The organism is Streptomyces sp. NBC_00224, assembly GCF_041435195.1.
GTDB lineage: Bacteria > Actinomycetota > Actinomycetes > Streptomycetales > Streptomycetaceae > Streptomyces.
On sequence record NZ_CP108106.1, the window covers coordinates 7734874 to 7749809 of the forward strand.

General features: G+C 72.2%; 14 protein-coding genes. 7 read left to right on the top strand and 7 right to left on the bottom strand.

What is annotated here, in order from left to right; genetic code table 11:
- Nucleotides 1-10: 10 nt before the first annotated feature.
- A complete protein-coding gene (locus tag OG965_RS34615) occupies nt 11-823 on the top strand; it encodes a CbtA family protein (protein ID WP_371656004.1) in 813 nt (270 codons plus the stop codon).
- Nucleotides 824-1045: 222 nt separating this feature from the next.
- Here OG965_RS34615 and OG965_RS34620 read toward each other — a convergent pair whose 3' ends face one another.
- Nucleotides 1046-2083 carry a DUF3068 domain-containing protein gene (locus OG965_RS34620; protein ID WP_371656005.1) on the bottom strand — a complete coding sequence of 346 codons (1038 nt, stop codon included), beginning with the start codon at nt 2081-2083 and terminating at the stop codon, nt 1046-1048.
- Nucleotides 2084-2267: 184 nt separating this feature from the next.
- Here OG965_RS34620 and OG965_RS34625 point away from each other — a divergent pair, with 184 nt between their 5' ends.
- Nucleotides 2268-2429: a hypothetical protein gene (locus OG965_RS34625; protein ID WP_371656006.1), complete on the top strand. Its 162-nt coding sequence runs from the start codon at nt 2268-2270 to the stop codon at nt 2427-2429.
- A complete protein-coding gene (locus OG965_RS34630) occupies nt 2429-3652 on the top strand; it encodes a helix-turn-helix domain-containing protein (RefSeq protein ID WP_371656007.1) in 1224 nt (407 codons plus the stop codon). Before OG965_RS34625 ends, OG965_RS34630 begins: the two co-directional genes overlap by 1 nt.
- Before the next feature lie 204 nt (nt 3653-3856).
- On the opposite strand, the gene OG965_RS34635 is transcribed toward OG965_RS34630, so the two are convergent.
- The 3 genes from OG965_RS34635 to OG965_RS34645 form a co-directional block, all read right to left on the bottom strand.
- A complete protein-coding gene (locus tag OG965_RS34635; protein WP_371656008.1) occupies nt 3857-5380 on the bottom strand; it encodes an aldehyde dehydrogenase family protein in 1524 nt (507 codons plus the stop codon).
- A 143-nt stretch (nt 5381-5523) separates the two neighbouring features.
- Nucleotides 5524-6807, bottom strand: a complete 1284-nt coding sequence (locus OG965_RS34640) for a GAF domain-containing protein (protein ID WP_371656009.1) — start codon at nt 6805-6807, stop codon at nt 5524-5526.
- 138 nt (nt 6808-6945) lie between these two features.
- On the bottom strand, nt 6946-7521 hold the full coding sequence (locus OG965_RS34645) for an N-acetylmuramoyl-L-alanine amidase (protein ID WP_371656010.1): 576 nt from the start codon (nt 7519-7521) through the stop codon (nt 6946-6948).
- A 414-nt stretch (nt 7522-7935) separates the two neighbouring features.
- On the opposite strand from OG965_RS34645, the gene OG965_RS34650 reads away from it, so the two are divergent.
- Nucleotides 7936-8325 (top strand): hypothetical protein, encoded by a 390-nt coding sequence (locus OG965_RS34650; protein ID WP_371656011.1) that lies wholly within the window; start codon nt 7936-7938, stop codon nt 8323-8325.
- A gap of 29 nt (nt 8326-8354) precedes the next feature.
- On the opposite strand, the gene OG965_RS34655 is transcribed toward OG965_RS34650, so the two are convergent.
- Together OG965_RS34655 and OG965_RS34660 are read right to left on the bottom strand one after the other, a co-directional pair.
- A complete protein-coding gene (locus OG965_RS34655) occupies nt 8355-9647 on the bottom strand; it encodes an SWF or SNF family helicase (protein WP_371656013.1) in 1293 nt (430 codons plus the stop codon).
- A complete protein-coding gene (locus tag OG965_RS34660) occupies nt 9644-12514 on the bottom strand; it encodes a DEAD/DEAH box helicase (protein WP_371657143.1) in 2871 nt (956 codons plus the stop codon). The genes OG965_RS34655 and OG965_RS34660 overlap by 4 nt, the downstream gene beginning before the upstream one ends.
- Between OG965_RS34660 and OG965_RS34665 the strand changes: the two genes are divergently transcribed.
- The 3 genes from OG965_RS34665 to OG965_RS34675 all read left to right on the top strand — a co-directional run bounded on the left by OG965_RS34665 (nt 12437) and on the right by OG965_RS34675 (nt 14294).
- A complete protein-coding gene (locus tag OG965_RS34665) occupies nt 12437-12640 on the top strand; it encodes a hypothetical protein (RefSeq protein ID WP_371656014.1) in 204 nt (67 codons plus the stop codon). The genes OG965_RS34660 and OG965_RS34665 overlap by 78 nt on opposite strands.
- Before the next feature lie 200 nt (nt 12641-12840).
- Nucleotides 12841-13917: a fatty acid desaturase gene (locus OG965_RS34670; RefSeq protein ID WP_371656015.1), complete on the top strand. Its 1077-nt coding sequence runs from the start codon at nt 12841-12843 to the stop codon at nt 13915-13917.
- A 197-nt stretch (nt 13918-14114) separates the two neighbouring features.
- The gene (locus tag OG965_RS34675) at nt 14115-14294 is read left to right on the top strand and encodes a hypothetical protein (RefSeq protein WP_266986170.1); all 180 of its coding nucleotides are present in this window, start codon (nt 14115-14117) and stop codon (nt 14292-14294) included.
- Nucleotides 14295-14392: 98 nt separating this feature from the next.
- Here OG965_RS34675 and OG965_RS34680 read toward each other — a convergent pair whose 3' ends face one another.
- On the bottom strand, nt 14393-14920 hold the full coding sequence (locus OG965_RS34680) for an SAM-dependent methyltransferase (protein ID WP_371656016.1): 528 nt from the start codon (nt 14918-14920) through the stop codon (nt 14393-14395).
- Between the last annotated feature and the right edge of the window lie 16 nt (nt 14921-14936).

The following is a 14936-nucleotide window of genomic DNA, read 5'->3' on the forward strand; positions in this document are numbered from 1 at the left end:
TAGCAACACCATGCATGCAATATCTGTCAGGCAGCTCCTCGTCCGCGGCATGCTCGCGGGCCTGCTGGCCGGTCTGATCGCTTTCGCGTTCGCCTACGTCGTGGCCGAGCCGTCCATTGATGACGCCATCGCGGTGGAGCAGGCCCAGTCCGCCGCGCACGCCGCACCGACCGGCAGCCACAGCGGGCACCACGGCGGCGATGCCGCGGTACCGGCGGCGGACGAGGAGGAAGAACTCGTCAGTCGCGCCGTCCAGTCCACCTTCGGCCTGGCGACCGGCCTGCTCGTCTACGGCGTCGCGCTCGGTGGGATCGCCTCGCTGGCCTTCGCCTTCGCCCACGGCCGGACCGGCCGCTTCGGTCCACGGGCCACGGCCGCGTTCACGGCAGCCGGTGTCTTCGTCACCGTGTACCTGGTGCCGTACCTGAAGTACCCGGCGACCCCGCCGGCCGTCGGCAACCCCGACACCATCGGGAAGCGGACCACGCTGTTCTTCTTGATGATCCTGCTCAGCGTCCTGGTCGGGGTGGGGTGCGTGGTCATAGGGCGGCGGCTCGCTCCCAGGCTGGGGAACTGGAACGCGAGCGTGGCGGCGGGAGCGGGCTTCGCCGTGGTCATGGCCGTTCTGTTCGCTGTGTTGCCGGACAACGGCGACGCGGTGAAGGGCGCCTTCCCGGCCGCTGTGCTCTGGGAGTTCCGGATGGCCTCTCTCGGCATGCAGGTCGTGCTGTGGACCGGATTCGGCCTGATATTCGGCGTGTTCGCCGAGCGACTGCTCGCACCGCGGCCCGGTACCTCGGCCGCCGCGGCCCCGGCCGTCTGACGACACAGCCGAAAAAATGGGGGCGCCGGACCATCCGGCGCCCCCTCGTCGCACCCGGGCTCCCGTCGCCCTCCGGCGGTCGCGGGAGGCAGCGGGCTGGACGCCGGGCTGCCGGGAAGCATGTGGTTGTACGTTCTGGGACACGGGTGCTCCAACGCGGCTCAGGGCGGAGCGTGTGGCATGTCGTCCGGGGTGTGCGTACGGGATTGGTGTGTGGTGTGCTCAGTTTTCGCCGGTGCCTTCCGGTCGGCTACTCACCGGGGTGACAATTCCGGATCCCGGTGACTCCGGTGTTTCGCCCCTTCGTGCCAACCGTGGCGATTTCCGCAGTCCGAACACCACCAGGCCCGCGCTCGTTGCTGTGAGCAGGGTGCCCGCTCCGGCCCCGGTCAGCGGCGCGACGGTGCCGATGAGGAGCAGTTTGCGGTTGTCCTTCGCCGCGAGGTCCACCTGTTGGCGCTGGGTCTGCCCGTCGAACTCCAGCCGGTCGCCCTGGAGCAGGGTCACCGCGTCCGTCGCCCCGCCCGGAGCGCGCAGGGTCTTCACCGGTGAGATCGCGGCGTCGAGCACACGGCCGGTGCGTGGGTCGACCACCAGGTCGATCGCCGGGTTCGCGTACCACTCCTCGGCCTGGACCTGCGGGCTTCGCGGCAGGCCGACGAGGATGCCGGGGACCTGGCGGGTGTCGACCCGGGTGGGCGGCACGGTTCCGGTGTAGCGATAGCCCTTGTGTCCGAGGACTGCACGGGTGCCGGTGTAGTGCAGCGGCACGGTCCCCCTCAGCGCGGCGTCCCACCACTGGTAGGTGTGTTTGCGCAGGTCGAAGGGGAATTTGAGGTACGCGTCCCCCTGGTGCGGAACCGGGGCCTCCTGGCAGCAGTGGACCGGGGCGTTGGTGCGCCGGTCGGTGACCCAGCGTTCGGTGGTCCACTGGAGCGATTTGTGCGGGTCGGCCAGGGGCAGGGTGCGCGGGGTGTCGATGGTCGTCGAGACGTCCCATACTGCGCGGCCGCTGCTCTTGCTGGCGGCCACGTTCCCCAGGACCCGCCGAGTGATGGTGAGCGTCTGGTCGTGGCGCACGGAGAGCGAGCCGATGTCGAAGTAGCTGCCGTTGCCGGTGGAGACGGTCGTGATGTGCACGTTGATGGGGGTGCGCTTCGCGTGCGGTGTGACGTACCAGGCGAGCAGGGGCGCGAGGGTCAGCAGAAAGACGCCGAGCCCGAGTGAGACGAGCGTCAGGCGTGACACAGTGCGGCTCATATGTGTGCCTCCGGGGGAGGGTTCGGGTATCTCAGGTGTGTGCACGTGGGGGGCGTCGCCGCAAACGGCAACGTATGGGCCGGGAACCGTAGGGCGGACTTGACGGAGTGTCAATGTCACGTCCATGCTTGCCTGTTGTCGAAACCGGGCCGGTGCGTTGCCAGATGGAAGGGCTTCCCGCGCCATGCCCAGACTCCCCATCGTCGTACTCACCGCAGTACTCGCCGCCGCGCTCGCGATCGCAGTGTCCTTCGGCATCGTCGCCCTGCTCGGCACCACCCCGGATCAGCCGAACGACCCGCTGGTCACCTTCCCGGCGGCCACTTCGGCGTCGGGATCCCCCTAGTGCCCACCACGGCGACCGACTCCGCCTGGCGCAAGGTGCCCCGGCCGCAAGTGCGCCGGTTCGCGGAGCTCGCGCTCGCCGAGGTCCCCGACCTCGCCCGGTCGATCCTGCGCCAGATCCGCCGGGAGTACCCAGGACTGCCGCTCACCCTCGACGAATCGGGTGAGCCGCTGGCACTCGTCGGCATTCGGCGCGCACTTGAGCAGTTCGTCGGGAGCATGACCGACGGGCTCGACCCGCACCGCGAACTCCCCTATGTGTTCCAGGAGTTCGGCCGTGGCCAGGTCCTCTCCGGCCGCAGCCTCGACTCGCTCCAGGCCATCTACCGGCTCGGCGTCAAGCTCGCCTGGCGACGCCTCGCCGAGCTCGGCGACAAGGTCGGCATTCCGGCTCCCGCCATGTACGAGGTGGCCGAGTCCGTCTTCGAGTACCTGGACGGCATCGTCGCCGAGACCATGCGCGGCTACGCCGAGGCCGTGGCACGGCAGGCCAGCGAACGTATGCGGCTGCAACGCCAGTTGCTGGACCAACTACTCACAGAATCGCCGCGTGCGGACCGGTCGACCGCGCTCGCCGAACGCTGCGCCAGGATCGGCTGGCCCCTGCCCCACCGGGTCGCCGTCGCCGTGCTTTTGAGGCCCGCTCGTGAGGCCCTGGCCCCGGCCGTCGGCCAAGACGTCCTGCTCGACATGGAGCGCGAGCAGCCCCGTATGGTCGTCCCCGAGCCGGACGCGGCCGGGCGGTCCGAACTGCTGCGACGCGCCACCGCCGGCTGGTCCGGGGCGCTGGGTCCCTCCGTACCGCTCGCCCAGGCGCCGAAGTCGCTGAGATGGGCGGCCACCGCCGTACAGCTCATCGAGCGCGGCCTCCTGCCCGGTGGCGAAGTGATCCAGTGCACGGACTACACCGAGATGCTGATCCTGCTTCCGGCCGAGGAGCTCCTCGGCGACCTCGACCGGCGCCGACTGGCCCCCCTGCTCACCTGCGGCCCCGCCCAGGCCCGCCACCTCGCCGAGACGCTGCTCGCCTGGCTCGAAACCCGGGGCGGCGCCACGGAGATCGCAGCCCGGCTCGGGGTGCATCCGCAGACCGTACGCTACCGACTGCGCCAGATCCGAGAGCTGTGGGGCGACGAGGTCGCCGACCCCGACCGCCGCTTCGAGCTGGAACTGGTACTCAGGGCCCGACGGCTGCGCGGCGAGCTGGGCTCACCCCCTGAGTGACGGCGTGCGCCGGGGCGTTGCATGGCCGGGCGATGGCCTTCGCATGAGCATTTGGTCCGTGACTGGTCCGGAAGTGCTGGTCAGGAGCGGGATAGCCGTGGGAAAAACTGGGAGTTACCCCATAAACCGGATCTCGCTCCGAGCGAGTCGAACGGAAGGCGCCTTGCGGGCAAAAGCCCAGGTCAGGCGCCTTCTCTCGTACCCTTAGAAGAAGCCCAGCTTCTTCGCCGAGTACGACACCAGCAAGTTCTTCGTCTGCTGATAATGATCCAGCATCATCTTGTGGTTCTCCCGCCCGATCCCCGACTGCTTGTAGCCGCCGAAGGCGGCGTGTGCCGGGTAGGCGTGGTAGCAGTTCGTCCAGACGCGGCCCGCCTGGATCGCTCGGCCCGCGCGGTACGCCTGGCTGCCGTCGCGGGTCCAGACGCCGGCGCCGAGGCCGTACAGGGTGTCGTTCGCCGTGCGGATCGCGTCGTCGAAGTCCGTGAAGGAGGTCACCGCGACGACCGGGCCGAAGATCTCCTCCTGGAAGATCCGCATGCGGTTGTCGCCTTCGAAGATCGTCGGCTGGACGTAGTAGCCGCCCGCCATCTCGCCGTCGTACTCGATGCGCTGACCACCCGTCAGGATCTTCGCGCCCTCCTGCTGGCCGATGTCCAGGTAGGACAGGATCTTCTGGAGCTGGTCGTTGGAGGCCTGGGCGCCGATCATCGTGTCGGTGTCCAGGGGGTGGCCCGCCACGATGGCCTCGGTGCGGGTGATGCCCGCGTCCAGGAACTCGCTGTAATGGCCGCGCTGGATCAGGGCCCGGGACGGGCACGTGCAGACCTCGCCCTGGTTGAGGGCGAACATGGTGAAGCCCTCCAGCGCTTTGTCGCGGAAGTCGTCGTCCGCCGACCAGACGTCGTCGAAGAAGATGTTCGGGGACTTGCCGCCGAGTTCCAGCGTCACCGGGCGGATGTTCTCCGACGCGTACTGCATGATCAGGCGGCCCGTCGTCGTCTCGCCCGTGAAGGCGATCTTCGCCACGCGCGGGCTCGACGCCAGTGGTTTGCCCGCCTCGACTCCGAAGCCGTTGACGATGTTGACCACGCCCGGCGGGATCAGATCGGCCACCAGGCCCAGCCAGATGTGTACGGACGCCGGGGTCTGCTCGGCGGGCTTGAGCACCACCGCGTTGCCCGCCGCGAGTGCGGGCGCCAGCTTCCACGCGGCCATCAGGATCGGGAAGTTCCACGGGATGATCTGGCCGACGACCCCGAGCGGCTCTTGGAAGTGGTACGCGACCGTGTCCTCGTCGACCTGGCTCAGCGAGCCCTCCTGCGCGCGCAGCGCCCCCGCGAAGTAGCGGAAGTGGTCGATGGCGAGGGGGATGTCGGCGGCCAGCGTCTCGCGGACCGGCTTGCCGTTCTCCCAGCTCTCCGCGACTGCCAGCTCCTCCAGATGCGCCTCCATCCGGTCGGCGATCCTGTTGAGGATGTTGGCGCGCTCGGTCGGGGCGGTCCGGCCCCAGGCGGGCGCCGCCGCATGGGCCGCGTCGAGGGCGCGCTCGACGTCCTCCGCCGTGCCGCGGGCGATCTCGGTGAAGGGGCGGCCGTTCACGGGGCTCGGGTTCTCGAAGTACTGGCCGCCCGCCGGCGGTACGTACTCGCCGCCGATGAAGTGGTCGTAGCGGGACTCGTACGAGACGATCGCACCCTCGGTGCCGGGCGCTGCGTAACGGGTCATCTCCGTGGCCTCCCTCCGGCGCCGCCCGCCCTTGGGCGGCACTCGCAGCGGAGGCTAGGGCCGTCGACGTTGCGGGCTCGTTGCGAGCGGCCCGGTGCCCACGGCGGTTCGGGTGCTTGCGGCGAGCCCGGTGGCCACGGCGGTCAGGTGCTGCCGGCGAACCCCGTTCCCTGCTCCGCGTCCAGCTCCCGCACCCTCGCCCGCGCGGCCCCCCGCCCGCACTCCGGCAGCGCCTCCGCCAGCGCCCGCCACACCCTCACGTCCTCCTCGCCCCACGGGCTGCGCGCCCAGTCCGCGAGGAGGCCGGGGTCGGCGCGCTCGATCAGGGCCGTGCGCAGCTGTCCGGCGAGGCGGGACCGTATCCGTACCACCGCGGGTGCCTGCGACGCGGGCAGCAGGGGGCCCGCGTACGCGCCCATCGCCGCCGCCACCGCGCCCGAGCCCAGGCGGCGGGCGACCATGTCGAAGTCGGTGTCGACGGGGAGGGCGAGGCGGTACGGGCGGGAGGAGAGGAGGTCGGGGCCCAGTAAGCGGCGCAGGCGGGACAGTTCGGCACGGACCGTCACCGGGGTCACCGACTCGTCCTCGTACAGGTCGACCAGCAGTTGATCACCCGTCAGTCCCTCGGGATGGCGCGCGAGCAGCACCAGGAGCTCGCTGTGGCGGCGGCTGAGGCGGACCTTGCGCCCGGCGGCGACCAGCAGCGCCTCGTCGCGGCCGAGGGCGCTCAGTCCGATCGTCTCGCCGGTCGGCCGCGGGGCGAGCAGGGCGAGTTCCGCCTCCGCCGCCCGCGCCACCGCCTGGACGAACGCGAGGCTGTGCGGATGCGCCAGGCCGTTGCCGCCGGTGATGTCCACCGCGCCGAGCAGCCGGCCCGTGCGAGGGTCGTGCAGCGGGGCCGCCGCGCACGTCCAGGGGTGCACCGGGCGCCGGAAGTGCTCGGCGGAGAAGACCTGTACGGCCCGGTCCTCGGCCAGCGCCGTCCCCGGCGCGTTGGTGCCCACCGCCGACTCCGCCCACCGGGCGCCGGGCACGAAGTTCATCGCGCCCGCCCTGCGCCGGGCCCCCGGGTGGCCCTCGACCCACAGCAGCCGTCCCCGCGCGTCGCACACGGCGACGAGATGCTCGCCGTCCTTCGCGTACGTGCCCATCAGCTCCCGGATCACCGGCATCGCCCGGGCCAGCGGGTGCCCGTCCCGGTACGCGGTCAGCTCGTCCTCGCCCAGCTCCACACCGGCCGTGCCGTCCGGGTTCACCCTGGCCCGGGCCGAGCGCCGCCAGGACGCGGCCACCAGTGGGCGTACGGGCCGGACCACCCGTCCGGCCGAGGTGAACGCCTCATGGGCGCGGCGCAGCTCGCCGGTCCGCTCGGCGGGGTCGGCTCCGGCCTCCAGGGCGACCCAGGACTCGTAGCGCGTATCGGTCAACTGGGCCTCCGGGCGGGCGGGGCGGGTGAGGACCGGTCCATCGTCGGCCCGCCGGGCGCACCCGGCAAGGCACCCCGCACGTCCTCGGCGCATCCCTGGCGACGCAACCCACCTGCCACTCGGTGAATCGCCGTGCCGTCAGGCGAAGTTGACCAGCCGGATGTAGCGCACCCAGTCCCAGTTCGGCCCCGGGTCGGTGTGGTCGGTGCCGGGGACCTGGTAATGGCCGATAATGTGCTCCCGGTCCTTGGGGATGCCGTGCCGGTCGCAGATCGAGGCGGTCAGCCGCGCCGACTCCTCGTACAGCGCGTTGGTGAAGTAGGCGGGCCGGTCCACCCACCCCTCGTGCTCGATGCCGACGCTGCGGGTGTTGTAGTCCCAGTTGCCCGCGTGCCAGGCGATGTCCTGCTCGCGCACCATCTGCGCCACATAGCCGTCGGCGGACCGCACCACATAGTGCGCGGATACCTTCTTCGCCGGGTTCTGGAAGATCCCGAGCGTGTTGCCGAACGTCTCCTGGGTGACGTGGATGACCACCCGTTCGACCGGATACGTGAAGGGGCGCTGGGAAGCGGTGTAGTTGGCGGTCGAGGCGGGGACCCAGTGCGCGCCCGGGTAGTCGGTGTCGGCGGCGGCCTCGGCACGCGTCGCGGGGAAGAGCGCGCCCGCGGCCACGCTGGCGGCGGCGCCCTGGAGGAGTCTTCGACGGTCCACGGGTAACGAGCTCCTGTATGTCGTGTCGTGTGTACGTCGTGTCGCTTGTACGTCGATACGTCACGTTCAACCGGCAAGAACCTCGCCGAGGTTACGGTACGGGGAGGCGCAGGAGGGTGGAAGGGCCGCGGCCGCGCGCGGCGGCGGCCGGGGCGCGGAGCGGCGCGCCGCCACGGCCGGGGCGGCTCCGGCGAGCGCCGCGGCTGAGCGACTTTGGCGTAAATTCCGGCCAGGGGTGGCGAGATGAACCGTTTCGGGCCGACTCTGGAGGCTATGGCCACGCCGCCCGTACCTCCGCGCCCACCCGGGCCGCCGTCCTCGCCGGGCGGGGGCTTCGGTCCCCCCGCCTGGCAGCCCCCGACGCCGCCGCCGTCACCCCCGGCCCCACCGGCCGGGGGAGGTCGCAGGGGCGTCTTGATACTGCTCGCGGTCGTGGTGGCCGCCGCGGCCGTCGTCGCCATCGTGCTGGTGGTGAACGGCAGCGGCGACGGGGCCGACGACAAGCCGACGAACACCCCGACGAGCAAGGGCGCCCCGACGCCGTCGCTGAGCCTTCCGAGCGGGGTCCCGACGGAGCTGCCCTCCGAACTCCCCACTAGCCTTCCGTCGAACCTTCCGTCAGGACTCCCCACGGAACCGCCGAGCGGCTTCCCGAGCGACCTGCCCAGCGAACTCCCGGACCTGCCCACCGAGTTCCCCGGCGGCATACTCCCGTCGGCGGCGAACGGGACCGGCGACGACGTGCCGTTCTACGAGATCAGGGCGGGTGGGACACCGGGCCACGCGGCGCCTGCGAGGACATAGGCGCCGCCGCCCCCCCCACCACCGCACCCCTACCGCTCCAGCACCGCCCCCGGATCCGGGTCGGCGGGACCCGCCGGGACCCACGCCCCGCGCTCCTTGCGGTACGGCCACCACCGGCCGTCCCGGCCGAGCCGCAGCTGCGCGCCGCCGCCGACCACCGTCCAGCGGTTCGCCCCGGACGCGCGCAGTACCGGCCGGTCCCCGTCCTGCCAGGCCCGCGCGAGCGCGTCCCGGGCCCGGGCCAGGGCCTCCGGCCCGGGGGTCCACTCCTCCTCCAGTACGGAGAGGGCGGCGGCGCCCCCGTACCGCCACGCTCGTACGGCGAGGTCCAGCTCGGCCGACCGGCGTCCGGAACCGGCCGCCAGTCGGCCCGTGATCCCGCTGTCCGCGCAGTCCGCCGCCAGGCGAACGGCATCCTGCTTCTGCGTCAGGCCGGTTGTCGGCGGCTGGTGTTCATGGCCCGGCGCCAGCGCCTCCGCCAGCATCTCCCGTGCCCGCCGCGCCGCGTCCGCCGCCAGGAACTCCAGCGCCGCGGGATCGACGCCGGGCTCGGGGGCGGCCTCGGTGTCGAGGTGCGGCGGCGCCCCCGCCTCGGCCGGTACCTCGGGCGCCCCGGGCAGCGGCGGCACGATGTCCCGCGCCGCGAAGACCTCGGCGGCCGGCACCCCGGCCGGAACGTCCAGTTCCGTGGAACGGGGCGCCGCGCTCCGCTCCGCCAGCTCCGCAAGCAGCGCCCGCTCACCCCGGCCCCGCATCAGCAGCAGGACGAACGGGTCCTGGTCGAGGAGCCGCGCCACCTGGTAGCAGAGCGCCGCCGTGTGCGGGCAGTGGTCCCACGCCTCACAAGTGCACTCGGGTTCCAGGTCGCCTATGCCCGGCAGGAGTTCCACTCCGGCCGTCGCCGCGTCCTCCACCAGGTGCGGAGGCATGTCGCGGTCGAGGAGCGCCGCGATGTGGCCCGCCCGCTCCACCGCCATGCCGAGGAAACGGTCCCAGTCGTCCTCGGAAAGCCGCTGCCACAGCACGTCGCTGCGGTGGGAGGTGCCGTCCCGGTCGCGCACCACCGCGGTGATCCGCCCCGGCCGTACCGACACCGCCCCGACCGCGCCCTCGCGCGCGTAGCGCCGGCCCGTCTTCAGCTGTTGGCCGTCGAGCGCCGTGTCCTCAAGGGCCTTGAGCCACGCCTGGCCCCACCACGTCTCCGCGAAACCGCGCCCGTGCGCGGGCGGCAGCGCCGCGAAGGTGCGCTCCTCGGGAGCACGACCCTCCTCGGCCCGGTCCCCGTACATCCGCTCCTCCGAGAGATCCCCGTACCCGCTCATCGTCCGCTCCCTCGCAGTGCCACCAGATCCGCCAGCTCGGCGTCGGACAGTTCCGTCAGCGCGGCCTCGGCCGACTCGCCGGTGCCGAGGACCGCGTCCGCCAGCTCCCGCTTGCGCGTCAGCATCTCGGCGATGCGGTCCTCGATCGTCCCCTCCGCGATCAGCCGGTGGACCTGCACCGGCTGCGTCTGGCCGATGCGGTACGCACGGTCGGTGGCCTGCGCCTCGACGGCCGGGTTCCACCAGCGGTCGTAGTGGACGACATGGCCCGCCCGGGTGAGGTTCAGACCGGTGCCCGCCGCCTTCAACGACAGCAGGAACACCGGGACCTCACCGTCCTGGAAGCGCCGCACCATCCGCTCGCGCTGCTCCACGGGCGTACCGCCGTGCAGGAACTGCGTGGCGACCCCGCGTGCGGCCAGATGCTGCTCGATGAGCCGCGCCATCTGTACGTACTGGGTGAAGACCAGCACCGCACCATCCTCGGAGAGGATGGTGTCCAGGAGTTCGTCGAGCAGCTCCAGCTTGCCGGAGCGGTCCGCGATGCGTGGCTGCTCCTCCTTGAGGTACTGCGCGGGGTGGTTGCAGATCTGCTTCAGCGCGGTGAGCAGCTTCACCACGAGCCCGCGCCGCTCGAAGCCGTCGGCGCCCGCGATCTCCGCGAGGGTCTCGCGCACCACCGCCTCGTAAAGCCCCGTCTGCTCCTTGGTGAGCGAGACGGCCCGGTCGGTCTCCGTCTTGGGCGGCAGCTCGGGCGCGATGCCGGGGTCGGACTTGCGGCGCCGCAGCAGGAACGGGCGGACCAGGCGGGACAGCCGCTCGGCCGCCGCCGGGTCCTTGCCGCTCTCGACGGCCTGTGCGTACTTGGTACGGAACGTACCGAGGCGGCCGAGCAGCCCCGGTGTCGTCCAGTCGAGGATCGCCCACAGCTCGGAGAGGTTGTTCTCGACCGGCGTTCCGGTGAGCGCCACGCGCGCGCGGGCGCCGATGGTGCGCAGCTGCCGGGCGGTCGCCGAGTACGGGTTCTTGATGTGCTGGGCCTCGTCCGTGACGACCATGCCCCACGCCACCTCGCCGAGCTTCGCGGCGTCGAGCCGCATCGTCCCGTACGTGGTGAGGACGAACTCCCCGTCCGCGAGGCCCTCCAGGCGCCGCGCGGAGCCGTGGAAGCGACGCACGGGCGTGCCCGGCGCGAACTTCTCGATCTCCCGCTGCCAGTTGCCCATCAGGGACGTCGGGCAGACCACGAGCGTGGGGCCGGCGGTCGCCGGGCTGCTCTGGCGGTGCAGGTGCAGGGCGATGAGGGTGATCGTCTTGCCGAGGCCCATGTCGTCGGCGAGGCACCCGCCGAGGCCGAGCGAGGTCATGTCGGCCAGCCAGTTGAGGCCCCGCAGCTGGTAGTCGCGCAACCGCGCGGCGAGCGCGGCGGGCTGCTCCACGGCGTCCTGGCGCGCGCCCTCGGGGTCGGCGAGGCGGTCGCGCAGGCCCGCGAGCCAGCCGGAAGCCTCGACGTCGACCCGGCGTCCGTCGACCTCCGTCGAACCGGTCAGGACGGCGCCGAGCGCGTCGACAGGGGTCACCTTGCGGTCCTGTGTCGCGCGGGCGCGGCGGACCTCCTCGGGGTCGATCAGGACCCACTGGTCGCGCAGCCGCACCACCGGGCGGCTGGCCTCGGCCAGTTGGTCCAGCTCCGCGCGCGTCAGCTGCGTGTCGCCGAGCGCGAACCACCACTCGAAGGCGAGCAGGGCGTCCGCGGAGAGCGTGGACGGGGCCGCGGACTGCGTACTGTCCGGCCGCGCCTCGGCCGTGCTCCGCTCCGCTGTGTCCGGTACAGGCCCGATCACCGCGCGCGTGGTGAACTTTCGCGCGAGGTCCTTGGGCCAGTGCACCTGGACACCGATCGCGGCGAGCGTGCGCGCGGCCCCGCCGAGCAGCTCGCCCACCTCCTCGTCGGCCAGTTCGATCGCGTCCGGCACGGCCGCCGAAAGCAGCGGCGCGAGCGGCGCCCACGCGCGCGTGGCGCGACGCAGCGCAAGGAGCGCGTCCATCCGCGCGTGCGGACCGAACGCCCCGGAGGTGGCCCCGGGCTCGCCCCACACCTCGGCCGCGTCCGCCACCAGAGCGGGGTCGCTCACGCTGTGCAGCTGGAGCACGGCCCGGAAGGCCGGTCCCGCCGCGTCCGGGTCCGCCGACTCCAGGCCGGGCAGTTCGACGCGGAGCGAGATGCGCACGCCCGCGTCGTGTCCGGCGGCCACCTCCGTGGCCCAGGCGCGCTGTCCGGGCAGCCGCTGGGGCGGGTCCGCCGCGAAGGCGGGGGAGCCGGTCGCCAGGGCGGCGGCGGGCGTGCGCGGCAGCCCGTCCGCGACCGCGTCGAGGAACTGCCGTACCAGCACCTCGGGTTCGGGCAGCAGCAACGGTTCGCCACCGGCGTCGAGCGGCACCGCGTGCGCCTCGGGCGGCATCGAGGCCGCCAGCTCACGGACGCGCTCCAGCTCGTCGGCGCCCAGCGGCCCGATCCGCCACGCGTCGTGGTCGGTGGCGGTGAGCCCGGGCAACAGCAGCCCGCGCGCGGCGAGTTGCAACGCGCGCAGCGCGGCCGTACCCCAGAAGGCGGCGGCCCGCGAGGCGTCGGCGCGGGGCCGGGCCCTGGTCAGGACGGGCAGCGCGTCGCGTACGGGCAGAACAACCGCACGCACCGCGTACGGCTCGGCATCGGCCCCCACCACCGTCAGCTCCTCGGCAGGCTCCTCGGCGCGGCCGGAGAAGACCTGCGGGGCGGAGCCGTCGGCGTGCCAGAAGGCGACGCGGCCGAGTCGGGCGGGGTCGGCGGGCAGGAAGGTGACGTGGCAGTGGGCGAGTTCGTCGATCTCGGAGGGTGTGGGCGCGGGAAGCCTGTGTACGGCGATGACACATTCCTCAAACTTGACTACTGCGGTTCCGGAATCGCCGAGAATACACCGGGCGACGTGCTGCCGGGCGGATCTACGCCGTGATCTGGATCACTTAACCCATGTGCTGGACTCGCTCGCCTCGCCCGTCTCGCTCGCCGGGGTGGCGTCAGCACCACCATGCCGCCGGGACAGGCCCCCGCCCGGTCCGGGTGGTGGCGCCATAGCGGCCAGGGGCCCCGGATTCGTACGTTTCATGAGGTCAGCGCAGGGGACTGCGGGAAACCAGCGACCGGAGACCGACCATGCCCCAGGCCATTGCGAACGCCGAGACCGGCGCGAGCGCCACCCTGCTCGCGCCCCCGCGCCCCACCGCACGGGGCAGCGAATTCGCGCCCCTCCTGAAGGCGGTCAAGGGACAGGGGCTGCTGGAGCGGCGCACCGGCTGGTACGCGCGGGGCATCGCCGCCAACCTCCTCGCCCTCGCCGCGACCGCGACCGCGATGGCGCTCACCGGAGACACCTGGTGGACCCTGCTGTACGCCGTGCCGCTCGCGGTGTTCTGGGCCCGGACCGCGTTCTTCGGCCACGACGCGGGCCACGCCCAGATAACCCGCAGCCGACGCGCCGGCCGGACCATCGGCCTGCTCCACAGCAATCTGCTGCTCGGTATGAGTTACGCCTGGTGGAACGACAAGCACAACCGCCACCACGCCAACCCCAACCACGTCGACAAGGACCCGGACGTCGGCGTCGGCGTGCTCGTGTGGACCGAGAAGCAGGCCGAGCGCCGTGAGGGGTTCGCACGCCGGCTCACCCGCAACCAGGCCCGGCTGTTCTTCCCGATGCTGCTGCTCGAAGGCATCGCCCTGAAGGTGTACGGATTCCAAGACCTGCGCAGGCAGCCCCGGCGGGAACGGGCCGTCGAGGGCACGCTCCTCCTGGTGCACCTCGCCGCCTACGCGGGCCTCCTGCTGACCGTGCTCCCGCCCGGCAAGGCGCTGGTCTTCGCGCTGCTGCACCATGCCCTCTTCGGGCTTCACCTGGGGATGACCTTCGCACCCAACCACAAGGGCATGGAGATGCCCGACGCCGACGACGACGGCTGGGGTCATCTGCGCCGCCAGGTCCTCACCTCGCGCAACGTGCGCGGCGGACCGCTCACCGACTGGTTCCTCGGCGGACTGAACTACCAGATCGAGCACCATCTCTTCCCGAACGTGCCCCGGCCCCACCTGCGGCTCGTCCAGCCGCTGGTCCGCGCCCACTGCCGGGCCGTCGGCATCCCGTACGCCGAGACCTCCTTGATCGACTCCTACCGGCAGGCCCTGCGGCACATGCACGCCGTCGGAGCGCCGCTGCGCCGGGGCGCTGCCGCGTAGCTGCCGCATGGGGGAATCGGACACGGAACCGGGCCACGGAATCGAGTCGGGGCACTGTCGCACCGATGCCGCATAGTGGAAGCAGACGGTCGGCGTGCCGCGCGGAAGCGGACGCCCGGCCGGGAACCGGAGGACGCGGCCACGCGTTCCCTGGACAGAGAGCGGCAGCAGCAGCGGCCGCGAAGGAGGCGACGGACATGTCGAAGCGCGCGATGATCGCCGCCGGTGGAGTAGTGGTGGGACTCATCCTGATCCCGCTGATCGGATTCCTGCCGGCGCTGCTGGTGCTCATAGGGGTGCCCGTCGTGGCCTATCTGATGCTGGACCCGAGCCAGCGCCGCAGGCTGCGCCACATCACCCGCAAGGAACTGCGCTGACGGTGGCACTGGGCGCGGGTCAGGCCCCGGATCCGGCCCTGGCCGGGCTCTGACGCTGGCTATGGCTCCCGCCCGGCCCGGCCCTGGCAGGCGTCCCCTCATTCGTCGAGGCTGCTCCCGGATCTCGGCTCGCCCGCGTAGTAGTCCCGCATCAGCTCTGTGGACCACTCCGGCTGGACCGTCCCGCCGCGTGGGCCGAACTCCGCCATGTACGGCTTGATGTCGAGCACCGGGGTGCCGTCCACCGCGTCCAGGCCGGTGACGTGGACGTCCAGCCCTTCCACCTTCACCACACGGCAGCGCGAGACGCCGAGCCGGTTCGGGCGGTTCTTGCCGCGCTGGGCGAAGATCCCGACCAGCGGCCAGTCGGCGTTTCCGCGCGGACGGCGCGCGCCCGACTCGATCTTCTCGGGCGCCACCCGGTCGAAGTGGTACACGACCTCCAGATGGGAGAAGTCCGTCAGGCCGAACAGCGCCTCAGGGCCGAACTGTTCGGCGTCCAGCCGGATCACCGCCGACTCACCGCCCCAGTGGTCGTCGGCCACTTCGGCCCGCCCGCCGACCACCCGCCCCACCGCCCGGCACACCACTTCCGCGCCGCGCTCGTGGGCTCCGTCCTCCACCATGTGCTTCCTCCCGTAC